The 23191-nt window shown below is 71.0% G+C and carries 19 protein-coding genes; 10 read left to right on the top strand and 9 right to left on the bottom strand.

The genetic code is table 11. The features are described from left to right. Positions 1–19: 19 nt before the first annotated feature. The 3 genes from OC490_RS47225 to OC490_RS47215 all read right to left on the bottom strand — a co-directional run bounded on the left by OC490_RS47225 (position 20) and on the right by OC490_RS47215 (position 2388). Positions 20–190, bottom strand: coding sequence for a Trm112 family protein (locus OC490_RS47225; RefSeq protein WP_019072213.1), 171 nt, complete (start codon positions 188–190; stop codon positions 20–22). 217 nt (positions 191–407) lie between these two features. Then, on the bottom strand, positions 408–1772 hold the full coding sequence (locus tag OC490_RS47220; RefSeq protein ID WP_262064235.1) for a phosphomannomutase/phosphoglucomutase: 1365 nt from the start codon (positions 1770–1772) through the stop codon (positions 408–410). Between the two features lie 184 nt (positions 1773–1956). Continuing rightward, positions 1957–2388, bottom strand: coding sequence for a DUF3499 domain-containing protein (locus OC490_RS47215; RefSeq protein WP_078532602.1), 432 nt, complete (start codon positions 2386–2388; stop codon positions 1957–1959). 279 nt (positions 2389–2667) lie between these two features. Between OC490_RS47215 and OC490_RS47210 the strand changes: the two genes are divergently transcribed. Continuing rightward, positions 2668–3117, top strand: coding sequence for a metallopeptidase family protein (locus tag OC490_RS47210; RefSeq protein WP_262064244.1), 450 nt, complete (start codon positions 2668–2670; stop codon positions 3115–3117). 31 nt (positions 3118–3148) lie between these two features. Here OC490_RS47210 and OC490_RS47205 read toward each other — a convergent pair whose 3' ends face one another. The 3 genes from OC490_RS47205 to OC490_RS47195 form a co-directional block, all read right to left on the bottom strand. Further along, positions 3149–4642 (bottom strand): DUF5719 family protein, encoded by a 1494-nt coding sequence (locus tag OC490_RS47205; protein ID WP_262064234.1) that lies wholly within the window; start codon positions 4640–4642, stop codon positions 3149–3151. Continuing rightward, positions 4639–8382: a glycosyltransferase family 2 protein gene (locus OC490_RS47200; protein WP_262064233.1), complete on the bottom strand. Its 3744-nt coding sequence runs from the start codon at positions 8380–8382 to the stop codon at positions 4639–4641. Before OC490_RS47200 ends, OC490_RS47205 begins: the two co-directional genes overlap by 4 nt. 185 nt (positions 8383–8567) lie before the next feature. Beyond that, on the bottom strand, positions 8568–8831 hold the full coding sequence (locus OC490_RS47195) for a WhiB family transcriptional regulator (RefSeq protein WP_003975777.1): 264 nt from the start codon (positions 8829–8831) through the stop codon (positions 8568–8570). Positions 8832–9441: 610 nt separating this feature from the next. On the opposite strand from OC490_RS47195, the gene OC490_RS47190 reads away from it, so the two are divergent. The 4 genes from OC490_RS47190 (at position 9442) to OC490_RS47175 (ending at position 13445) form a co-directional block, all read left to right on the top strand. Next, complete coding sequence (locus OC490_RS47190) at positions 9442–9951, top strand: cysteine dioxygenase (protein WP_262064232.1); 510 nt, start codon at positions 9442–9444, stop codon at positions 9949–9951. Positions 9952–10061: 110 nt separating this feature from the next. Next, positions 10062–11021 (top strand): 2-phospho-L-lactate transferase, encoded by a 960-nt coding sequence (gene cofD / locus OC490_RS47185; RefSeq protein ID WP_262064231.1) that lies wholly within the window; start codon positions 10062–10064, stop codon positions 11019–11021. Next, complete coding sequence (locus OC490_RS47180; RefSeq protein WP_262064230.1) at positions 11018–12334, top strand: coenzyme F420-0:L-glutamate ligase; 1317 nt, start codon at positions 11018–11020, stop codon at positions 12332–12334. Before cofD ends, OC490_RS47180 begins: the two co-directional genes overlap by 4 nt. A 109-nt stretch (positions 12335–12443) precedes the next feature. Further along, positions 12444–13445, top strand: coding sequence for a DNA-3-methyladenine glycosylase family protein (locus OC490_RS47175; protein ID WP_262064229.1), 1002 nt, complete (start codon positions 12444–12446; stop codon positions 13443–13445). 67 nt (positions 13446–13512) lie between these two features. Here the strand turns inward: OC490_RS47175 and OC490_RS47170 are convergent, their stop codons facing one another. Further along, positions 13513–14595: an NDP-sugar synthase gene (locus OC490_RS47170; protein WP_262064228.1), complete on the bottom strand. Its 1083-nt coding sequence runs from the start codon at positions 14593–14595 to the stop codon at positions 13513–13515. A 106-nt stretch (positions 14596–14701) separates the two neighbouring features. Next, on the bottom strand, positions 14702–16027 hold the full coding sequence (locus OC490_RS47165) for a peptidoglycan recognition protein (RefSeq protein ID WP_262064227.1): 1326 nt from the start codon (positions 16025–16027) through the stop codon (positions 14702–14704). 128 nt (positions 16028–16155) lie between these two features. Between OC490_RS47165 and OC490_RS47160 the strand changes: the two genes are divergently transcribed. The 5 genes from OC490_RS47160 (at position 16156) to OC490_RS47140 (ending at position 22055) form a co-directional block, all read left to right on the top strand. After that, positions 16156–16899 (top strand): TIGR03089 family protein, encoded by a 744-nt coding sequence (locus tag OC490_RS47160; protein WP_262064226.1) that lies wholly within the window; start codon positions 16156–16158, stop codon positions 16897–16899. Between the two features lie 101 nt (positions 16900–17000). Then, a complete protein-coding gene (locus tag OC490_RS47155; protein ID WP_262064243.1) occupies positions 17001–18191 on the top strand; it encodes an LCP family protein in 1191 nt (396 codons plus the stop codon). A gap of 207 nt (positions 18192–18398) precedes the next feature. Continuing rightward, complete coding sequence (locus OC490_RS47150) at positions 18399–20123, top strand: LCP family protein (RefSeq protein WP_262064225.1); 1725 nt, start codon at positions 18399–18401, stop codon at positions 20121–20123. A gap of 130 nt (positions 20124–20253) precedes the next feature. Then, a complete protein-coding gene (locus OC490_RS47145) occupies positions 20254–21840 on the top strand; it encodes an LCP family protein (RefSeq protein ID WP_262064224.1) in 1587 nt (528 codons plus the stop codon). Further along, positions 21837–22055, top strand: a complete 219-nt coding sequence (locus OC490_RS47140) for a hypothetical protein (protein ID WP_262064223.1) — start codon at positions 21837–21839, stop codon at positions 22053–22055. The genes OC490_RS47145 and OC490_RS47140 overlap by 4 nt, the downstream gene beginning before the upstream one ends. Before the next feature lie 30 nt (positions 22056–22085). On the opposite strand, the gene OC490_RS47135 is transcribed toward OC490_RS47140, so the two are convergent. Next, positions 22086–23135, bottom strand: a complete 1050-nt coding sequence (locus OC490_RS47135) for a glycosyltransferase family 2 protein (protein ID WP_262064222.1) — start codon at positions 23133–23135, stop codon at positions 22086–22088. Positions 23136–23191 lie beyond the last annotated feature (56 nt).

Genomic DNA, 23191 nt, shown 5'->3' with positions numbered 1-23191 from the left:
CCGATCGCGTCGTCGTCGGTTACGCGGGGTGGCGGGCCTCGTCGACGAGGAGGACGGGGATGCCGTCCCGTACGGGGTAGGCCAGGCCGCAGTCCTCACCGGTGCAGATCAGCTCGGTGTCCTGCTCCTTGAGGGGGGCGTGGCAGGCCGGGCAGGCCAGGATCTCCAGGAGGCCGGCTTCGAGCGGCATGGGGTGTCCCTCCAGGGCGAGTGTCTACGACGGTGCGTGCGGATGTGCCTGGTCAGGTTACCGCCGGTGGGAAGTGCTTGCCGGGGTTGGGGCCGACCCACCTGGGGGCTGCGCCCCCTGACCCCCGCTTCGGCCTGAACGGCCTCGTCCTCAAGCGCCGGACGGAAGCGCCGGACGGGCTGGAAATCGACCGGCGCCCAGAACGTACCGCCCGCCGTCACCCCCTGATGATCCCCAGCACCTCGTCCCGCACCTTCCCCATCGTGGCCTCGTCCCGCGCCTCCGTGTTGAGCCGCAGCAGCGGTTCCGTGTTGGAGGGGCGGACGTTGAACCACCAGTCGGCGGAGGTGACGGTGAGGCCGTCGAGTTCGTCGAGCGTCAGGTCGTCCTGGCTCTCGTAGGCGGCGCGGATCGCCGCGAGGCGGGCTCCCTGGTCGTCGACCGTGGAGTTGATCTCGCCTGAGCCCACGTAACGGTCGTACTGGGCCACGAGGGCGGAGAGCGGGCCGTCCTGGCCTCCCAGCGCGGCTAGGACGTGGAGGGCGGCCAGCATGCCCGTGTCGGCGTTCCAGAAGTCCTTGAAGTAGTAGTGCGCGGAGTGCTCGCCGCCGAAGATCGCGCCGGACTTGGCCATCTCGGCCTTGATGAAGGAGTGGCCCACGCGTGTGCGTACCGGTGTGCCGCCGTTCTCCTTGACGACCTCGGGGACCGACCAGGAGGTGATCAGGTTGTGGATGATCACGCCTTTGCCGCCGTTCCGCGCCAGCTCGCGGGAGGCCACCAGGGCGGTGATCGCGGACGGCGGGACCGGGTCGCCGTTCTCGTCGACCACGAAGCAGCGGTCGGCGTCGCCGTCGAAGGCGATGCCGAGGTCGGCGCCCTCCTCGCGGACGCGCGCCTGGAGGTCGACGATGTTGGCCGGATCGAGCGGGTTGGCCTCGTGGTTCGGGAAGGTGCCGTCCAGCTCGAAGTACATCGGGACCAGGGTGAGCGGCAGGCCGGCGAACACGGTCGGGACCGTGTGACCGCCCATGCCGTTGCCCGCGTCGACGACGACCTTCAGGGGGCGGACGGAGGTCAGGTCGACGAGGCCGCGGAGGTGCGCCGCGTAATCCTCCAACGTGTCCCGTTTCGTGATCGTTCCCGTCGGGCCGGAGGCTTCCGGGGCGCCCGAGTCCAGCCAGGACTCCACGAGTTGGCGGATCTCGGCGAGGCCGGTGTCCTGGCCGACGGGGGCCGCGCCCGCCCGGCACATCTTGATGCCGTTGTACTTCGCCGGGTTGTGCGAGGCCGTGAACATGGCGCCGGGGAGGTCGAACGCGCCCGAGGCGTAGTACAGCTGGTCCGTGGAGCACAGGCCGATCTCGGTCACGTCGACGCCGCGAGCCGCCGCCCCGCGCGCGAAGGCTGCGGAGAGTCCGGGGGACGAGGGCCGCATGTCGTGCCCGGTCACGATCGCAGTGGCGCCGGTCACCTGAACGAAGGCCGCCCCGAACAACTCGGCCAAGGACTCGTCCCACTGGTCCGGGACGACGCCCCGTACGTCGTACGCCTTCACGAGCTGCGACAAATCAGCAGACACGGCCAACCCTCCAGAAAGTCCTATCGGTCGCCCCAAACTACCCGCAGGGACCGACAGCGCGACGTGCGGTAACTGAGCCGTCCACAGACTCTTACCTGAGCTCAGGGCAGCGCTCTCGCAGCAAGGCCCGCTCGTGGGTGGCGATCACCATGGGATCGTCGAACGAACTCCCGGACAGCCGACGTCAGTTGTCCGGCGACCGCAGCACCCGCAGATGCCCCCGGCGCGCGACCTCCATCGGGTCCGCCGTACGAGCCCCGCCCCCGCCGCCGGCTCCTGCCGCCCGCTCCTGCGGGCGGGCCGCCTCGCGTACCGCGTTGGCAAGCGCTTCCAGGTCGTCGCCGCTCGGGCGGGCCGGAGCGGAGCTGTCGAGGAGGCGGACGACCTCCCACCCGCGGGGCGCGGTGAGGCGCTCGGAGTGCTCGGCGCACAGGTCGTAGCAGTGGGGTTCGGCGTAGGTGGCGAGCGGGCCGAGGACCGCGGTCGAGTCGGCGTAGACGTACGTCAGCGTCGCGACGGCGGGCCGGCCGCAAGCGGTGCGCGAACAGCGACGTACAGGGCTCACGACGTTGGACGGTACCGCACTCTTGAGCGGGCCGCGACGACTCTCCCCCAGGTCACTCCACCGTGTCGGGTTGTGAAACGCCCCACACACCTCTCCGGGAACGCGCTGCTGACCTGCGCGAACACCCCTTCCCGGGATCTCGAACGGAGTCGGGTCCGGTCACCACTCGGCACAAACACCGTCAATTGCCTTGAGAGCGACGGTCTTGGAGACATACGGAATCGAGCCCAACCTTGGCCGGAATGGTCATCCGGCGACATGGCGCCCGAGGGCCCGGACGGCGAGTGGAGTCCGGCGGCCGGACCTGACGGGGACTACGCTTCACCAGTGATGGACACCCCCGTACCGCCCCCCGCCGCCGGCCCCGGGCCCCGCCGCCGCGATCGCCACGGCCGGGGCATGCGCGGCCCGATCGCACCGCCGCAGGTTCCGCTGGCCGCGAGCCGGGCCGAGGCGTTCGCGGATCTGGTGCAGGACTCCGTGGAGCGCCTGGAGCGACGCTGGCCGCAGTTGGCCGACATCGATTTCCTCGTCCTGGAAGTCCCTCGACTGGGTGGTGCGGGCGAGGGCTGGAACGACGAGTCGGTGCCTCTGGGGGGCACGATCGCAGCCCGTGAGGGGCATCCCGCGCGCGTGGTGATCTATCGGCGGCCGGTCGAGATCCGCACGAAGGGGCGCGACGAACGCGCGGCCCTGGTCCACGAGATCGTCGTGGAGCAGGTCGCCGAACTGCTGGGCCTCACCCCGGAGACCGTCGATCCGCGCTACGGGGAGGACTGATCCCTCCCCGCGCGCGTGGGGTCGTGGACCGCTACTTCTGAAGGACCGACAGGTCCTCGTCCGTCTGCGGCACCGACACCGTCCCCCGGTCGTCGGGCAGGGTCTGGATCGTGAAGCCCGGTACGCCCTCCTCGGTCGCCGACAGCGTCCGGGCCGCGTACACCGGGCCGCCCGACTGGGGCTCGACGGTCAGCGCGTAGGTGCCCTTCAGGCCGCCGGGGACCGGGAGTTCGACGTCCTGTGTGGTGCCTGCCTTGATCGTGTACGTCTTGGAGACCGGCGTACCGCCGCCGCTGCCGGCCGACGCGGTGACCTTGACGGTCGCGGTGCGGGTGGGCGCGACCAGGGACAGCGTGGAGCCCTTGCCGCTGTTGTCGGCGGACGTCGCGCGCGTGCCGACCGGGGCGGTCGCCGGGATGAACGCCGTCTCCTGCTTGCTGCCCTTGCCCCGTACGACCTTCAGGGCGGCGACGACCGGCACGGACTGGTCGGTCGGTGTCAGGACCAGGGAGCCCGGGTCGCCGCGGGTGACGTCGCCCAGGTCGACGCCGATCGTCATGCCCGCCTTGACGTGCACGGTCTCGTGCCCGGCCGGCGTGATCATCCCGGTGGGCGAGGAGAGCCGCACCTTCAGGTCGGCGTCCGAGTCGCCCGGTGTGAAGACGATCAGCCGTACCGAGGTGGCGTCCTTCGGGATGCCCGGCATGACCAGGCTGCCCGCCGGGTCGGTGGACGCGGCCAGCCAGTCGCCGCCGAGCTTGGCGTCGAGGGCCTGTACGGACGCGCCGACCCGGCCGCTGCGCACGGTCACGTGCACGGTCAGGTCGGTCTCCTGGTCGTCGGTGAGGGTGGACAGCAGGATCGGCTCGTCGGCGTGCGGCTCGACCGTGATGCCCTCCCCCACGGTCGACTTGAGGTCGCCGTCCTTGCCGTAGAGGTCGATGTCGACGACGGCTGCGGAGTCGTCCGGGTTGGTGAGGTTCACGTAGTCGGTGCGGTCGGCGGAGGTGCTGGCGCCCGGGAACCAGAACTCGGTGTCCGGGGCGGTGCAGTTGACGCCCTGGAGGCCGCGTCCGTTGCCCGCGGCGACCTCGGTGGTCTCCTGGACGGTCCAGCCGGGCGCGTACTTGCCCTCAGCCGTGCCGAGCAGCGCGGGCGAGTCGGCGCCGGAGCTGTCGCCGGTGGCCGGCGTGCCGGGGGCCTTGGGCGTCAGGACGGGCTTGGCGGGCTTCTTCTTGCCCTTGCTGCTCGTGCCGTCGCCCGACTCCTCGCCCGCGGCCTGGAGTTCGGCCTTGCCGCTGTCGTCCGTGCCCGTAGTGACGGGCGTGAAGGACGTGTACGACGTGTCGGCGAGGTCGGAGGTGCTCGGTGCCGGGCACAGCAGGCTGGTGCGCTCCACGGGCAGCTGGGCGGCTGCCTCGGCGGTGTGGGTGCCGGACGCGGCCGGTGTCTTCATCTCGGCGAACCCGGTGACGGCGGCGAGCGCGGCCACGCCGGCGAGGAAGGACAGGGTGGTGCGGTTCACTGCTGGCTCCCGTCGGGGCGCTCACTGCCGTGCGGATGCTGTTGGGCCGGGTCGTAGGCGGGGTCGTAGTTCGGGTCGTAGTTCGGGTCGTAGCCCTGGTTCTGGCCCTGGGTCTGGCCCTGGTTCTGGTCGTAGCCCGGTTCGTACGTCGGGTCGTACGCCGGTGTCGGGGGCTGGCCGCCGTAGGCGTACGGGTCGTACTGGCCGCCCTGGTAGGGGTCCGCCTGGTACGACTGGTCGTAGGTGCCCGCCGGGTACTGCTGGTCGGCCTGGTACTGCTCGCCGCCGTAGGTGCCGTACTCGGCGCCGGCGTAGCTCGCGGCATCCCACTCGCCGTAGGACTGCTGCTGCGGGATCGCAGCGGCGACCTCCTCCTCCGCAGGAGGAGGAGTGGTGTCCGAGGCGAACGCGTCGAACTCCCCGGTGCCCGCGATGTCCGCCGCCTCGTCCGCCTGGTCGGCTGCCTCGGTCTCCGCCTGGGCGCGCAGGCGGCGGGCCCGGCGGCCCTCGCCCGCGACCGCCTGGGCCGGGATCAGCTCCTCCTCGGGGAGGTCGTCGTCGACGTCACGTCGGCGGCCCGGCAGGGCGAGCACGACGAGGACGAGGGCGAGCGCGCCCTGGGTCCACAGCCAGGCGGTGTGCCCGATCGGGTCGTCGTAGGTGACGTCCAACCTGCCGCCGGTGGCGGGGAGTTGGAAGCCCTGGGCCCAGCCGTCGACCGTGGTGCGGGTGAGCGGCTTGCCGTCCAGGGTGGCCGTCCAGCCCGCGGCGGCCGAGTCGGCGAGGCGCAGGACGCGGCCGGTGGCGCCGGACGGGATCGTGGTGTGGATGTCGACGGGTCCCGCGGCGACCGGCTTCGGGGCGGCGGTACCGGCCACGACGGCCGCACGGGAGACCTGCGCGTTGACCCGCCACAGGGCGCTGCCGTCGGCCTGGCTGAGCCTGCTGAGGCCGGGGGTGGCGTCCAGGACACGACTGACCTCGCGGGGCGCGCCCTTGTGGACGAGGACGTAGCGCACGGCGAAGCCGCCGAGTTCGTCGGCCTGGTCGGCGCCGGAGCCGGCGACGAGGTTGGCGACGACCTTGTCGAGTCTGCTGTTCTCGCCGTCCGACGCGGCGAACTCGCCGTCTCCCATGCGGGCGCCGGAGCCGCGCACCAGCATGTAGCCGACGTGGGCGGCGGAGTCGCTGTCGAGGACGAGGGTGCGGGCCTGGTCCTGGGTGTCGCTCTCCTCGGCGACGAAGGCGGGCACCTGGGTCGGGTCGCGGCGCTCCAGGGGACCGTCGGCGCCGCCGATCATCCAGCCGGCGGCGACGAGCAGTGGGCCGGCGGCCGAGGCGAAGGCGATCAGGACGGCCACCGGCTGGCGCCAGCCGAAGCTCTGTTCGGCGACACGCGCGCGTGCCCCGTCGGCGCCGAGCGCGGCGGCGGCGAGGAGGGCGAGGCCGTAGACGAGGGTCGCGGGGCCGGCCCAGGTGGAGCTGTTGGACAGGACGGCGAAGACGAGGCCCACCAGGGCGACGCCCCAGGCGGCCCGGATGCCGAAGGTGCGCTCACTGCGCAGCAGGGCGGCGAGGGCGGCCAGCACGATGCCGATGAGCATCAGGCCGTTGACCGTGCCGGGGCCGCCGGGGCTGGCGCCGAGCAGGTCGAGGGGGGACGCGGACCCGGAGCCGTACTCCAGGCCGGCCTGCTGGAAGAAGCCGAACGGGAGCAGCGTCAGGGACCAGGGCGCCAGGATCAGCAGCGGGGTGCCGAGCTGGGCCAGGAAGCGCAGGCCGTAGGCGGTGATGTCGCTCCTGCGCACGGCCAGCAGGGCGATGCCGAGGATCAGGGCGATGGGCCAGATGATCGGCGTGAAGGCGGTGGTGACGGTCAGGAGCAGGGCGTAGGCCCAGGTGGCGCGCCAGCTGCCGCGGGCGCCCGAGGAATGCGTGAGGCCGCTGGCGGCGATGCCCGCGCGGGCGGCCAGCGGGAGCAGCACGGCGAGTACGGCGGTGCCGATGCGGCCGCCAGCGAGGGCGCCGGTGGCGGCGGGCAGGAAGGCGTAGACGACGGCCGCCCACGCGCGCAGCAGGCGGGACTCGACGAGCGGGCGGGAGGCGAAGTAGGCGGTGAACCCGGCCAGCGGCACCGAGGCGACCAGCAGGACGGTGACCACGAGGCCGGTCGAGCCGAACAGCAGCGAGGAGAGCATCGCGACGAACGCGAGGTACGGCGGTGCGGACGGGGTGCCGCCGGCGCCCACCGGGTGCCAGGAGTCCAGGAAGCGGGACCACAGTTCGCCGGAGTCGCCGGGCGCGGGCAGCATCGCGCCGCCCGTGAGCGCGCCGCTGCCGAGCAGGCCGCGGCAGGCGACGAGGGAGACGAGCAGCAGCACCAGGAACAGCACCGGGCCGGGCTTGCGGGCGATGCGCTTCACGCGCGCGAACTGCTCGATCTCCAGGAAGTCCGCGTCGTCGCCGCCGGGTCCGGACTCGACCGCTCCGCCGTGCCGGCCGGCCCCCGAGGTGATCTCGGGGTCGGAGGTGTCGACGAAGCTGGCGGCGGCCTGTTCGAAGGTGGCTCGCAGGGTCGCGCCGGGCGGCGGGAAGAGCGGCTTCAGCTCCGCCTTGTCGATCTGCGGGGTGCCGCGCCTGCGCCGTCCGGCGATGATCCGCTCGGGGCGCAGCAGGGTCCCCAGGAGACCGCGGATCTCGTCGAGGGCCTGTCCGGGGACCTTGCCGACGAGATAGGCGAGGGTCCGCAGCACGGTGCCGACGACGAGCCTGACGAGGACCCAGGGCAGCACGGCCGTACGGCTGTTGACGAGCAGGGTGTAGACGGCGCCGGCCTTGTCGACCTTGTGCGGGGAGGCGACGGTGCGGCCCGCGCAGTCGACCGCGCGGCGCTCGCGGGAGGCCGCCTCGGCGTGCCGTACGACCGCCTCTGGGGCGACCAGGACGCGGTGGCCGGCGGCGGTGGCGCGCCAGCACAGGTCGACGTCGTCGCGCATCAGGGGCAGCCGGCGGTCGAAGCCGCCGAGTTCGTCGAAGACGTCGCGCCGGATCAGCATGCCGGCGGTGGAGACGGACAGCACGGGCCGGACGTGGTCGTGCTGTCCCTGGTCCTGTTCGCGGCGGTCGAGGCCGGTCCAGCGGCGCCCGGAGTGGGCGATGGTGACGCCGACCTCCAGGAGCTGCCGGCGGTCGTACCAGCCGCGCAGTTTGGGGCCTACGACGGCCACGTCCTCGCGGCCGAGCTCGTACTCCTGGTCCACCACGCGCAGCAGTTGGGCCAGGGCGTCGGGCTCCGGGGCGGAGTCGTCGTGCAGCAGCCACAGCCACTGGACGGGCTCGCCGTGCGGGAGTTCCGGCATGTCGTAGGCGTCGTCGCGCCATGTGCGCGTGACGGGGTCCCAGCCGCTGGGGCGCTTCAGGTACGGCAGGTCGTCCGGGGTCAGCACAGGGGCGGTGCGGTTGGCCTCCTCGACGGCCTGGCCGAAGCCGGTGCGCCGGGCGAGGTGCAGCACGCGGTCGGCGCCGAGGGTGTCGGTGACCAACTGGGCGGAGTCGTCCGCGCTGCCGGTGTCGGCGGCCATGACGCTCTGCACGGGGCGCTCCTGGCCGAGCAGCCCGGCGAGCGCGTCGGGCAGCCAGCGGGCGCCGTCGTGGGAGACGAGCACCGCGGTGACTACGTGACGCGGGAACTCAGGAGTGGCAGCGTCGTGTTGGGCTGCCGTGTGGCTGTGCACGGACATCGAGGTACGGGCCCCGGTTCGATGGACTGCGGTGGACGCATGCGTCCCGAGGGGACTGCGGTACGTCTCGGACGAGCGCCCACACTATCGGCTGGGCACAGCGACGGCCCGCCGCCTGTGGATAACCCAGTCGCGACGGGCCGTTCAGTAGGTCCCGAGGTATGTCCCGAGGTGTGCCGTGCGGTTCAGACGGCGGCCTTCTTGAGCCGGCGGCGTTCCCGCTCGGAGAGACCGCCCCAAATACCGAAGCGTTCGTCGTTGGCGAGGGCGTATTCGAGGCATTCGGAGCGGACCTCGCAGGCGAGGCAGACCTTCTTGGCCTCGCGGGTGGAGCCGCCCTTCTCGGGGAAGAAGGACTCGGGGTCGGTCTGGGCGCACAGCGCGCGCTCCTGCCAGCCGAGTTCCTCGTCCGCGTCGTCGACCAGCAGTTGCTGCACCAGCTCGGTCATGTGCGCCCCTCGTCTGTCTTTCGCGTCCCCGTGATGTAGCCGTTACCGATGTCGGCTGAACGACACGAGTGAAATTACAAGTGTGCTGCTCCGGGCGAGTCAAGCCGAGATCTGCTATTGGGCCCCTTATTCACTCTGCGGAACCAAGGCCTAGCGGAAAGTGTTCAAATCGGCATAAACCTTGACAGGCAGCGGAGACCCTCGTGCGCCTCCTACCCCGAGACAGGGCCTGTACGGGGGAGGACGCTCAGGAGTTCGATCTCGTTCCCACGGGGTTTGTGCGCCCGGTTGTGCGCCATGTGTCCCGATAGCCTCCTGAACAAACCTTTCACCTCTCAGATGAACCGGATGAGGTGAAACATGTCCCACATACCGGGCGTCGAGTTGACAGTGCGGGTGTGAACCGATGTCCTTGTGGGCATGCTCGCGAACTCGGCACTCACCTCGACCCGCTCCGCCGGGTCCCTCGGTGCTGCCCACGCTCGCTGCAGCTGTTGTTGCTGTTCCGGCTGTTGAGCCCTTCGCGCTCCGGCCCCACTTGCTCTCTCTTCTTTTTGGTGACACCCATCCCCCGCCGTTACTTCTTACGCCGAGGAACCACCGCACCCCCATGAACAGCGACAGCGACCTCCAGATCGCCGGCGACATCCTCGAAGTCCCGCACCTCCTCCGGGCACCGCGCGAACACCCGGCCACCGTGGCCGAGTTCGTCGGCCTGGCGCGCTCGATCGCCGCCGACCGCGCCCAGTGGGAACACCTCGTCGAGTACGACGCGACGACCCGCTGGTACCACCGGCTGAGCACCGGCCCCGGCTACGAGGTGTGGCTGCTGTCCTGGGTGCCCGGACAGGGCAGCGGACTGCACGACCACGGCCCCTCCTCCGGTGTGCTGACCGTCCTGGACGGCACGCTGACCGAGCGCACCGAGCGGGGCACGCGCGCGTTGGGGGCGGGCGCGCAGCGGGTGTTCGCGCCGGGGTACGTCCACGAGGTCGTCAACGACACCCTCGAACCGGCCATAAGCCTGCACGTCTACTTCCCCGGCCTCACCGAGATGCCGATGCACACCGCGTGCGCGCGGCGCGACGGGGCGGAAGCGGTCGACGCCGTGACCGCCTGATCAGAACCGGTCGACGTGGTGGCCGTCCGGCCCTCGATGCGGTGGCCGTCCGGCCCGCGATGCGACGACTGCCTGCCGCGTTGTCACCCCCGCCTGCAAGACTTGTCCCCATGCGCATTGTGGTTCTTGCAGGAGGTATCGGTGGTGCCCGGTTCCTGCGCGGTCTTCAGCAGGCCGTGCCGGACGCCGACATCACGGTGATCGGCAACACGGGGGACGACATCCACCTCTTCGGGCTGAAGGTCTGCCCGGACCTCGACACGGTGATGTACACGCTCGGCGGTGGCATCAACGAGGAGCAGGGCTGGGGCCGTGCCGACGAGACCTTCCACCTCAAGGAGGAGCTCGGGGCGTACGGGGTCGGGCCCGAGTGGTTCGGGCTCGGCGACCGGGACTTCGCCACGCACATCGTGCGGACGCAGATGATCGGCGCCGGCTATCCGCTGAGCGCGGTCACCGAGGCGCTGTGCGACCGCTGGCAGCCGGGGGTGCGGCTGATCCCCATGACGGACGACCGCGTCGAGACGCATGTCGCCGTCGAGCTGGACGGCGAACGCAAGGTGATCCACTTCCAGGAGTACTGGGTACGGCTGCGCGCGTCGGTCGCCGCCGAGGCCGTCGTACCGGTCGGGGCCGAGCAGGCCAAGCCCGCGCCCGGGGTCCTGGAGGCGATCGCGGAGGCGGACGTCATCCTCTTCCCGCCGTCGAACCCGATCGTGTCCGTCGGCACCATCCTCGCCGTGCCCGGCATCCGTGAGGCGATCGCCGAGGCCGGGGTGCCCGTGGTCGGCCTCTCCCCCATCGTCGGGGACGCGCCCGTGCGCGGGATGGCCGACAAGGTGCTCGCGGCGGTGGGCGTGGAGTCCACGGCGACCGCGGTGGCCGAGCACTACGGCTCCGGGCTGCTCGACGGCTGGCTCGTCGACACCGTGGACGCCGCCTCCGTACCGGACGTCGAGGCGGCCGGGATCCGCTGCCGGGCCGTACCGCTGATGATGACCGACACCGAGGCGACCGCGCGGATGGCGCGGGAGGCGCTGGCGTTGGCGGAAGAGGTGCGGGCCGTATGAGCGAAGTGCCACCGGTGGAGGGTTACCGGGTCTGGGCCGTGCCCGGGATGCCGGAGGTCGCGGCGGGCGACGACCTCGCCAAGCTGATCGCCGCCGCCGAGCCCGGGCTCGTCGACGGGGACGTGCTCCTCGTCACCTCGAAGATCGTGTCCAAGGCGGAGGGGCGGATCGTCGAGGCGACCGACCGGGAGGCCGCGATCGACGCCGAGACCGTACGGGTCGTGGCGCGGCGCGGGGCCCTGCGGATCGTGGAGAACCGGCAGGGCCTGATCATGGCCGCCGCCGGCGTCGACGCCTCCAACACCCCTGCCGGGACAGTGCTGTTGCTGCCCGAGGACCCCGACGCCTCCGCCCGCGCGATCCGCGACGGGCTGCGGGACGCACTCGGCGTCGACATCGGCGTCGTCGTCACCGACACCTTCGGGCGGCCCTGGCGCACGGGGCTCACGGACGTCGCGATCGGCGCCGCGGGGGTGCGGGTGCTGGACGATCTGCGCGGGGGCACGGACGCGTACGGCAATCCGCTCAGCGCGACGGTCGTGGCGACGGCGGACGAGCTGGCTGCCGCCGGTGATCTGGTGAAGGGCAAGGCCGCGGGGTTGCCGGTCGCGGTGGTGCGGGGGTTGCCGCATGTCGTGACCGCCGAGGATGACGGGTTGGGCGCGCGGGCCATCGTGCGGGGCGGCCGCGACGACATGTTCCGGCTGGGGACGTCGGAGGCCGTACGGGAGGCGGTGACCCAGCGTCGTACCGTGCGGGCCTTCACGGATGAGCCGGTCGACCCCGGTGCGGTACGGCGGGCCGTGGCCGCGGCGGTGACCGCACCGGCGCCGCATCACACGACGCCGTGGCGGTTCGTGCTGCTGGAGTCGGCCGAGTCGCGGGGTGCGTTGCTGGACGCGATGCGGGACGCGTGGATCGCGGATCTGCGGCGGGACGGCAAGTCCGAGGAGTCCATCGCGAAGCGGGTGCGGCGCGGGGACGTGTTGCGCGGGGCGCCGTATCTCGTGGTGCCGTGTCTCGTCATGGACGGGTCGCACACGTACGGGGACGCGCGGCGGGACGGGGCCGAGCGGGAGATGTTCGTGGTGGCCGTGGGGGCGGGTGTGCAGAACTTCCTGGTCGCGTTGGCCGGGGAGCGGTTGGGGTCGGCGTGGGTGTCCTCGACGATGTTCTGCCGGGATGTCGTGCGGGAGGTGTTGGGGCTGCCGGAGGGGTGGGATCCGATGGGGGCGGTGGCTGTGGGGCATGCGGCGGCGTCGCCTGCGGCTCGGGCCGAGCGGGATGCGGGGGCGTTTATCGAGGTGCGGTGAATCGCCGTTGGGGCTGAACTCGTCTGCGAGTGCGGGTCGTTTGTGGCTGAGCGCGCAGTTCCCCGCGCCCCTGAAGGGGCGCTACCACCTAGGTTCGTAGGACATTTCCGTGGCCGGACGTTTTGCTTCTCGGCCCACTCGTACGACTGTGCGGGGTGGGGATGTTGTTGTGCCTGGGGGTGTGCCTCGGCAGGCTGCTGCCCCTGGGCGGGTGCGGAACTGGGTGCCGGACTGGCCGCTTGATCTCGGGCTGGTGCTGGGGCCGTTGCGGCGGGGGGCCGGCGATCCCACGTTCAGGGCGGACGCCGACGGGTCCGTGTGGCGGGCCAGTCTCACACCTGTCGGGCCGGGGACCTTGCGGGTGTCCGCGCACGGGGGTGAGGTGCGCGGGGAGGCCTGGGGGCCGGGGAGTGCGTGGCTGTTGGAGCGGTTGCCGGAGCTGCTCGGTGCCGCTGACGATCCCGACGCGTTCGTGCCCCGGCATCGGCTGGTGGCTGTCGCCCAGCACCGGCGGCCGGGGTTGCGGCTCACGCGGACCGGGCTGGTGCTGGAGTCGTTGATTCCGTCGGTGCTGGAGCAGAAGGTGACGACCGACGAGGCGTACCGGGCCTGGCGGCTGCTGGTGCGGAAGTTCGGGTCGCCGGCGCCGGGGCCTGTCGGCGGGCGGATGTGGGTGATGCCGGCGCCGCGCGCGTGGGCGTTGATTCCGTCCTGGGAGTGGCACCGGGCCGGGGTCGACGACAAGCGGGCGTCGACGATCCTGCGTGCCGTGCGGGTCGCCGCGCGGCTGGAGCAGGCGGTGTCGATGTCGGCGGAGGATGCGCGGGCCCGGTTGGAGGTCGTACCGGGGGTGGGGCCGTGGACGTCCGCGGAGACCGTGCAGCGGAGTCATGGGGCGGCGGACGCGGTGACCGTGGGGGATCTGCATCTGCCGGGGATCGTGGGGTGGGCGCTCGCGGGGGATCGGGACGCGGACGACGCGGTGATGTTGTCGTTGCTTGAGCCGTATGCGGGGCAGCGGCATCGGGCGGCTCGGTTGATCCTGCTGAGCGGGCGGACTCCGGCTCGGCGGGCGCCGAAGATGCCTCGCGGGGACATCGGGAAGTTGTGAGCGCGCCGGGCGGGTGGGGGTCCGGGGGCGCAGCCCCTGGGACGGCGCCCCTCCCCACCCGCACGAACTACCGGTCCGAAGAGAACCGCACCGCCCCCGCCGGGATCCGCGCGTCGCACCACACCCGCATGCCGTCCCGGAGTTCGTTGTCGGCGCCGATGACCGCGCCGTCGCCGATGACCGCGCCGGTGAGGACGGAACGTTCGCCGACTCGGGCTCGGGTGCCGATGAGGGAGTCGGTGATGACGGCGCCCGGTTCGATGACCGCGCCGGGGAGGATCGTCGAACCGAAGACCCGTGCGCCCTCCGCCACGAACGCGCCCTCGCCCACCACCGTGCCGCCCGTCAGCTTGGCGTCGGGGGCGACGCGGGCCGTGGGCAGGACCAGGCGGTCGCCGCAGCGGCCGGGGATCGCGGGGGACGGGGCGCGGCCCAGGACCAGGTCCGCCGAGCCGCGTACGAAGGCGGCCGGGGTTCCCAGGTCCAGCCAGTACGTCGAGTCCACCAGGCCCTGGAGGTGGGCGCCGGCGGCGAGGAGGTCCGGGAACGTCTCCCGTTCCACCGACACCGGGCGGCCCGCCGGGATCGTGTCGATGACGGAGCGGCGGAAGACGTACGCCCCCGCGTTGATCTGGTCGGTGACGATCTCCTCGGGCGTCTGGGGCTTCTCCAGGAAGGCCAGGACGCGGCCTGTCCCGTCCGTGGGGACCAGGCCGTAGGCGCGCGGGTCCGTGACCTTCGTGAGGTGGAGGGAGACGTCCGCACCGGTCGCCTCGTGGGTGTCCACCAGCGCCCGGATGTTCAGGCCGGTGAGGATGTCGCCGTTGAAGATCAGGACCGGGTCGTCGGGGGCCGAGTGGAGGCGCGGGGCCACGTTGCGGATCGCGCCGCCCGTGCCGAGGGGCTCGTCCTCCGTGACGTACTCGATGTGGAGGCCGAGGGCCGAACCGTCACCGAAGTGCGGTTCGAACACCTCCGCCAGATAGGAAGTGGCCAGGACGATGTGTTCCACGCCCGCCGCTCTCGCCCGCGCCAGCTGATGCGTGAGGAACGGCACCCCCGCCGCCCTGACCATCGGCTTCGGGGTGTGCACCGTGAGGGGGCGCAACCGGGTGCCCTTGCCGCCGACCAGGAGGATCGCTTCTGTCACCTGTCGTCTCTGCTTCCTGCCGGGACCGGCCGAGCTGTCTCTTCGGCCGGCCAGTGTGTGCGGACCGTGCACGCGTCCCGCAGACCCTTCCCCGGCACCCCCGCCGTCAGCGGCCCTGGAACCGGGCCGACGTGGAGCGGGCCGAGCCGAGCTTGCCGTAGAGCTGCCGTCCTGGGCACTCCGTGGCGAACCCGTCCCGATGGCCGGAGATCACATTGAGTCGTACGTTCTTTCCTTTTCGGTAGAGATTGCCACCCCCGGACTTCAGGTATGTCTTGCCGCGCGGATTGACTCCGTAGAGCCCGAGCTTCCATGCGGCGAGGCGGGCGATGGCCGTCACTGCCGCCGAGGACGGTTTGGCGGTGCCGAAGGTTCCGAGGACGGCGATCCCCATGCTGTCGGTGTTGAAACCGAGGGTGTGGGCGCCCATGACCGGTTTCGCCACTCCCCCGGCGCGCCCCTCGTAGATGGTTCCGCACTTGTCCACGAGGAAGTTGTAGCCGATGTCGCGCCAGCCGCTGCTCTCGACGTGGTAGCGGTAGATACCACGAATGACTGAAGGCGCTTGCGAGCAGCTGTAGTTGTTGCCGGAGGCGGTGTGGTGCACGAAGGCGGCCTTGACCTTCTTCGTGTAGACGAACCCCTTCTCGCGCAGCTTCTCGTCGGCGCCCCAGCCGCTCCGGGTGATGATGCGCGGGCGCGGGCCGATGTACGGCTGGGCCCGGCCGTACATCGTGACCGCCTCCCGCTCGGTGGCCTCCCGGCTGAGCGCCGGGAGCTCGGTGGCGGCGAGGGGCAGGGCGGCGCGGCGGGCGGTCGGACGGGCGCCCGCGGCCGGGGGTTCCGCGCCCGGGTCCACGAGTTCCAGGTGCAGGCCGGTGGGGAGCGGGGACGGCTGGTTCCCTACGGTCCGTGTCGCACCCGGGTCCGCTCGCACACGTACGTCCACTCCGTCCGAGTCGCCCACCCACAGCGGAGCGGTGGAGCCGTGGACGTGGCCCGAGTCGCGCTCGGCGGTGCCGGGGTCGGCGCCGTGGTCCTCGTTGTGGGTGTCGACGTCCTGCCAGCCGGACCACTCGCCGGTGCCGGTGGCCCGGGTGCGGACCTGGACCCGGCCGCGGAGTTCGGTGTCGGGGTCGGTCCAGGTGACGCCGACGAGAGAGAAGCGGTGGACGTCGGCGCGGGTCAGGCCCTGTTCGGGGGCCGCGCCCAGGGTGCGGTCGCGGGTCGCGGGGGCGAGGGGCAGCGACTCGGTGCTGCCGGGGAGGTCCGGTGCGGCGGCCGGCGGCGCGGATCTCGCGCCGCTCGTCGGCTGCGCCGCCTGAGCCGAAGCCATAGCCGTGGCCGGGGCGGCGGCTGCGGGCAGGGTGAGCGGGAGGGCCAGTGCGGCGGCGCAGGTGACGCCGATCGAGGAAGCAAGAAATCCACGCATGCTCCTGATCCTGAACATGGTCATACATATCTGTCTATTTGGGATTTGACGGACCGTCGGGTGCGGTTCGTCCGAACCGGTGGTCCCGCACTCCGTGCACGGCCGCGTGCCCGCGTACGCTTTCGCGGGTGAACGCCACCGATCGCACCCCTGCCGACCTGCTGCGTTCCGCGCTTGCCGCGGATCCCGGCCGTCCCCTGGTGACCTTCTACGACGACGCCACGGGGGAACGTGTCGAATTGTCCGTGGCCACCTTCGCCAATTGGGTGGCCAAGACCGCGAATCTCCTTCAGGGGGATCTTGGGGCCGGACCCGGTGATCGGGTCGTGTTGTTGCTGCCGGCGCACTGGCAGACGGCGGTGTGGCTGCTGGCGTGTTCGTCCGTGGGGGTTGTCGCGGACGTGGGCGGGGATCCCACGGCTGCCGATGCAGTGGTGAGCGGGCCGGAGTCGCTGGAGGCGGCCCGGGCTTGTCGCGGCGAGCGGGTGGCTCTCGCGCTACGGCCTCTTGGAGGACGTTTTCCGCAGACTCCCGCCGGGTTCGCCGACTACGCCGTCGAGGTGCCGAGCCAGGGGGACCGGTTCGTGGCGTTCTCGCCGGTCGACCCTGAGGAACCCGCCCTGGTCGTGGGCGGGGTGGAGTCGACGGGCGCGCAGGTTGTCGAGCGGGCTCGGGCCGACGGGGAGGCGGGGGCCCGGGTGTTGTCGGGGCTGTCGTACGACACGTGGGAAGGGTTGAGCGCGGGGTTGTATGCGCCGCTCGCCTCCGGGGGCTCTGTCGTCCTGTGCCGGAATCTCGCGGAGCTGAGTGCGGAGTCCTTGGCCAAGCGGGTCGAGAGCGAGCGGGTGACAGTCACCCGAACGGGTCAGTAACGCCCGCCTCCCCACCCCCGTCCACGCCATGGTCGTAGGAGCAGAACCACACGCAGGACCACGCGCTCCCACGACGGCCATGAGGGGTGGAACCGCACGTGTTGGACGACACCGCAGGACGGGTTCTCGGGCCGGGTGCGGGGGGTTCCGCTTCCGGGGCGGGGCTTGTGCGGCGGCGGCGCCGGCGGTGGGTGCGTGGGGTGGGGGTCGGGGTGGGGGTCGTCGTCCTCGGGGCCTTCGGGGCCGGGTGGGCCGTCTACGCGAAGCTCGACGGGAACATCACGCCGGACAACGCCGCCGCGGCCGAGCTAGCCCGGTACGAGAAGGAGCGGCCGACCGCGTTGGTCAAGGGGGCGCAGAACATTCTGCTCATCGGGTCCGACTCGCGGTCCGGGGACGGGAACGCGGAGTACGGGCGGGACTCGGGGACCGAGCGGTCGGACACGACGATCCTGTTGCATCTGGCGGCCGACCGGCGCAGTGCCACCGCGGTGTCGTTGCCCAGGGATCTGATGGTGGATGTGCCGGGGTGTCTGCGGCCGGACGGGACGCGGACCGAGCCGATGTTCGCGATGTTCAACTACGCGTTCCAGGTGGGGGGTTCGGGGTGCACGATCCGGACCGTGGAGAAGCTGACGAACGTGCGGATCGACCATCACATGGTGGTGGACTTTCACGGGTTCAAGGACATGGTCGATGCCGTGGACGGGGTGGAGGTGTGTCTCACGGCTCCCATTCGGGACAAGGCCGCCAGGTTGAGGCTGCCGGCGGGCCGGGTCACGCTCGACGGGGAGCAGGCGCTGGGATATGTGCGGGCGCGGAAGTCGCTGGGCAATGGCAGTGACACCGACCGGATGGACCGTCAGCAGCGGTTCCTGGGTGCGCTCGTCAACAAGGTGCAGAGCGACGACGTGCTGTTCAATCCGGCGAAGTTGTATCCGGTGCTGGACGCGGCCACCTCGTCCCTGACGACCGATCCGGATCTCGCGAGTCTGCGCGGGCTGTACGAACTGGTGCGCGGCGTACGGGACATCCCCACCGAACATGTGCAATTCCTTACCGTTCCGCGGGAGTCGTACATCTACAACGCGAATCGCGACCAACTCGTGGAGCCCGAGGCCGAAAAGCTGTTCGCCCGGATTCGCACGGACGCGACGGTCGCGGTGGCCGGGGAAGTTCCCGAAGTTCCACGGGATTCCGGTGCAAACGCCCTTAATCCGGCGCCCGGTTCGGGGGCCACGCCCGCGCCGACGTTTCGCGGAAACACCGCCGCCGAGGACGGCTGCGGGTAAAGCGCGCACCAAGTCGACGAACTTCTGTTCCGAAAAATAGGGCGGATTGACCGGTTGTAGGGAAGTGGAATTTGTCACCGCCGTCACTTGACGCTCAACTGGCCGGATAGTGTGAGCGATCCGGTGTGCTCGCGCACCGGATGAACGAGACCCGAGCGCCTGAAGGGGGAAGGCGCCGCGTGGCCCCGACGGAGGATTCGGTAAACCGTGGACGCGCAAGGCCGTGGGCGGGCGGACAACATCGACCCCGCAGACCAGTGGGTAATCAATCCGAACACTGGCGAATACGAACTGCGACTGACTCCTTCCACACCGCAGTCAGCGGTGCCTGGGCCCCGTAGAGCCACTGTGCGGAACAGCACGGTGGCTCCGGAGCGGGAGACGGTCCCGAAGAGCCCCGGGCGTGAGGTGCCCGCGCCGCGCAGACGGCGGGGCGCACCCGAGGAGCCACCGGCCCGGCGCGGTCGCCGGCCGGTCAAGAAGAAGGCCAAGGGCAAGAAGATCCTGATGTGGACCGGCGGCGGTCTGGCCTTCGTGCTGATCGCCGTCTCCGCGGCCGGATACCTCTACATCCAGCACCTCAACGACAACATCACGACCGCCTCGGACGACGGCGCGAGCACCGGTGGCTTCAGCAAGGGCAAGGCCATCAACCTGCTGGTGATCGGCACCGACAAGCGCACGGGCGCGGGCAACGAGGGCTACGGCGACGCCGGCAGCGTCGGCCACGCGGACACCACGATCCTGCTGCACGTGTCCAAGGACCGCTCGAACGCGACCGCGCTCAGCATCCCCCGTGACCTGATCACCGACGTCCCGGACTGTCCTACGACCCAGTCGGACGGCACGTCGAAGGTCATCCCGGGCTCGACGGGCGTCCGCTTCAACACCAGCCTGGGCCAGAGCGGCCGTACGCCCAGCTGCACCGTGCGAACGGTCACCGAGCTGACCGGGATCCAGCCCGACGACTTCATGGTGGCCGACTTCAACGCCGTGAAGACACTGACGGACGCGGTCGGCGGGGTCGAGGTCTGTCTCGCGAAGAACATCGACGACTCGGACTCGCATCTGAAGCTGTCCAAGGGCACGCACAACCTCACGGGCGAGCAGGCGCTGGCCTTCGTGCGGACCCGGCACTCGGTGGGCTTCGGCGGTGACCTGAGCCGGATCACACTGCAGCAGCAGTTCCTCAGCGCGCTGATGCGGAAGCTGAAGTCCAACTCCACGCTCACCAACCCCACGAAGATGGTGAAGCTGGCGGAGGCCGGCACCAAGGCGCTGACCGTCGACTCCAACCTCGACACGATCGGCAAGCTGAAGGACCTCGGTCTGGAACTGGGCAAGCTCAACCCGAAGAACCTCACCTTCACCACCGTGCCGGTCGTCGACAACCCGGCGGAGAAGACCCCGGTGACGGTCGTCCTCAACAACACGACCGCCCCGCAGGTGTTCTCGCTGATCAAGAGCGACACCTCCTTCACCGCGGTCAAGCAGAAGGCCGCGAAGGAGAAGGCCGCCGTGGCCGCCCGGCTCAAGGGCACCAAGTCCGCCGCCTCCGCCGTGCGGGTGCGGATCCTCAACGGAGGGGCCGACGCCGGCAGCGCACAGGAAACTCTTACGTGGCTGCAGAATGATGAGGGCGTGCTCAAGTCCGAGAACGCGGGCAACGCTCCGGCGGCGCTCGCGAAGACGACCCTTGAGTACGCACCCGACCAGGCGGACCAGGCTCGCAGGCTCGCCGCCATCATGGGCCTCTCGGGGTCCGCGATGAAGCCGGGCAAGAGTGTGCAGAACTCCCAGGGACTCCCGGCGATGACGCTGACCCTGGGCAAGGACTTCAAGGGAGCCGGCGTCCCGCTCACCTCGACCGCGGGGTCGACGCCGGAGGGGGTCCAGAAGTCCACGGCGGACAAGGTTGAGTGCGCCAAGTAAGTGACCACACGGGTCCGTTCCGCGTCTAACGGGGCGCGGGGCGGACCCGTGTGTCAGAGCGCGGCGTGGGAGGGGTGGGGACTTGACTCGGAGCAGCGTGCGTGGGGAGGGACCGGCGGTTGAGGACACGATGTCGCTCGCGCCGGTGGACGGGAAGAGACCGGCGGACGGTAAGGAACCGACGGGCGGGAACGGACCGGCGGACGGCGGCGGAGGCAGACGCAAGGGTCGTAGACGCCGGGTGCTGCGCTGGTCGGCGATCGTCCTCGCGGTGGTCATAACCGGGACGGCCGGCGCCGGATATCTGTACTACGAGCACCTCAACGACAACATCAACAAGGACCCCCTGTACATCGGGGACGAGAAGGACCGGGCGGCCGAGTCCAAGGCCAACGCGGCCGGGCAGAAGCCGTTGAACATCCTGCTGATCGGTTCGGACGCGCGGGACTCCGCGGAGAACCAGAAGCTCGGCGGCGCGAAGGACACCTACGGAACCCCGGCCCGCGCCGACGTCCAGATGCTGCTGCACGTCTCGGCGGACCGCTCCAACATGTCGGTCGTGAGCATGCCGCGCGACACGTTGACGGACATCCCCAAGTGCACGGACCCGGACACCGGCAAGACGTACGCGGCCGAGACCGACGTCATCACGAACGACTCGCTGGGCCGCGGCGGCCCCGGCTGCACGGTGGCGACCTGGGAGAAACTGACCGACATCCACATCGACCACTTCATGATGGTCGACTTCTCGGGTGTGGTGTCGATGGCGGACGCGATCGGCGGGGTGCCGGTCTGTGTGACCGCGAACATCTACTCGCACACCTCCTCCGGCAAGGGTTCCGGCCTGAAGCTGAAGGCGGGCACCACGTCCATCAAGGGCAAGCAGGCCCTGCAGTGGCTGCGCACGCGCTACGGCTTCGAGGACGACACCGACATCGCCCGCACCAAGGCGCAGCACCAGTACATGAACTCGATGGTCCGCCAGCTGCGCGAGAACGCCACGCTGAGCAACCCGACCGAGCTGCGCAGCCTCGCCGAGACGGCCACCAAGGCGCTCACGGTCGACAACGGTCTCGGGACGGTCGCCAAGCTCTACGACCTGAGCAAGGAACTGAAGAAGGTTCCGACCGGCCGGATCACCATGACGACGATGCCGTGGGAGTACTCGGGCAGCAGCGGCCGGGTGGTGCCCAAGCCGACCGACGCGGCGAAGCTGTTCCGGCTGGTCCGTGAGGACATCGCGCTGGACGGCAAGGACAAGAAGAAGACGACGACCCCGGTGAAGGCGTCCACCGATCCGGCCGCCGCCGACGACAAGATCGCCGTACAGGTGGAGAACGGCACCCGCACCAGCACGACGAGCGCGGTACGCGGGCGGGCGACGGCGGTGGCCGGGCTCCTCGTCGGCAAGGGCTTCAAGGAGGCCGTGGCGGACTCGTCCTCGGCCCCCAGCGAGGCCACGACGGTCGTCCGCTATCCGAGCGCCGATCTGGAGGGCGACGCCCAGCGGGTCGCCAAGGCGCTCGGCATCCCGACGAGCGCGGTGAAGAAGTCGACGAGCGTCTCCGGGGTCACCCTGGTCGTCGGCGCGGACTGGAGCACCGGCACGAAGTACAAGGCCCCGGCCGACGACGACACGACCCCGACATCGGCGGACGCCCTCAACGGCTCGGACACCACGGCCTGTATGCACGTCGACCCGAACTACGTCTGGTGAGCGGACTGTTGCCGGGGCGGGCCGGGGAGACCCGGCTCGCCCTCGCGCTCCTGACCGTCACGATCGCGCACTTCGCGACCGCCGTCGCCTTCGGCCACTCCGTCGCGGGCGCGCTGGAGTCGTTGGCCGAGGACCTCGTCATGCTCGTCGCCGTGGTCGCGACGGTCGCCTGGGTCAGGTCGCGGATGCGGCGGCGGAGGCCACAGGCGGGCTGAGCGGCTCACGGGCCCGACGCCCGCGGTACTTCAGCTGCTGGTCGAGCTGAGTACCGCCGGCCGCCGGGACGCGATGACGCGCTTCGCGAGGGACTTGGGGCTGGTGAGGAAGCCGTAGCCCCACGACATGTGCATGGTGGCGAGGGCGAGCGGGATCTGCAGGCGGGCCTTCAACGACAGGCCCTTGCCCGCCGGGAGTGAGCCGAGCGCGATCGCCGCGAGGTAGCCGCCGGGGATCAGGAAACCCCACGGGGTCAGGGCCGCGCCGACCACGATCCCGGCCGCGATCGCGCACACGGCGGTCGGCGGGGCGAGGTAGCGCAGGTTGATGGAGCCCTCGTGGTAGCGGGCGACGACGTGCCGCCAACGGCCGTAGTCCTTGTACTGCTTGGCGAGTGCCTTCACGCTCGGCCTCGGGCGGTACGACACCTTCAGCTCCGGCGAGAACCAGATCAGGCCGCCCGCCTCGCGGATGCGGAAGTTCAGCTCCCAGTCCTGGGCGCGGATGAACTCCTCGTTGTAGCCGCCCTGTTGCTCCAGCGCCTCGCGCCGGAACACCCCGAGGTAGACCGTCTCGGCGGACCCCGCTTCCCCTCCCGTATGGAAGGCGGCGTTGCCCACGCCGATCTTCGAGGTCATCGCGGCGGCGACCGCGTCCTCCCAGGCGTTCTCGCCCTCGGCGTGCATGATGCCGCCGACGTTCTGCGCGCCGGTCTCCTCCAGGAGCCGTACGGCGGTGGCGATGTAGTTCGGCGAGAGCATGCCGTGGCCGTCGACGCGGACGACGATCGGATGGCGGGAGGCCTTGATCGCGGCGTTGAGGGCCGCGGGTGTGCGGCCGGCCGGGTTCGGGACGGTGTGGACACGCTTGCTCTTAAAAGATGCAGTTTCGGCCACGAGCTCGGCCGCGATCTCGTCCGTGCGGTCCTTCGAGGGACCGAGGGCGAGCACGACCTCCATCTCGCCGGCGTACTCCTGCGCGAGGATCGCCTGGACGGCTCCGCGCAGATGCCGCTCCTCGTCGAGAACGGGCATGATCACAGAAACGGCGGGGAGTCGCACGTCGGGCTTGGCGTTCATAGAGGGCTCACGTTACCGCGAACGGGGGACACGGACGCGCCCCGCCCGGGCGGCTG

Source organism: Streptomyces sp. STR69, assembly GCF_024519455.1.
GTDB lineage: Bacteria > Actinomycetota > Actinomycetes > Streptomycetales > Streptomycetaceae > Streptomyces.
This window is presented reverse-complemented; position numbering and strand designations above follow the sequence as displayed.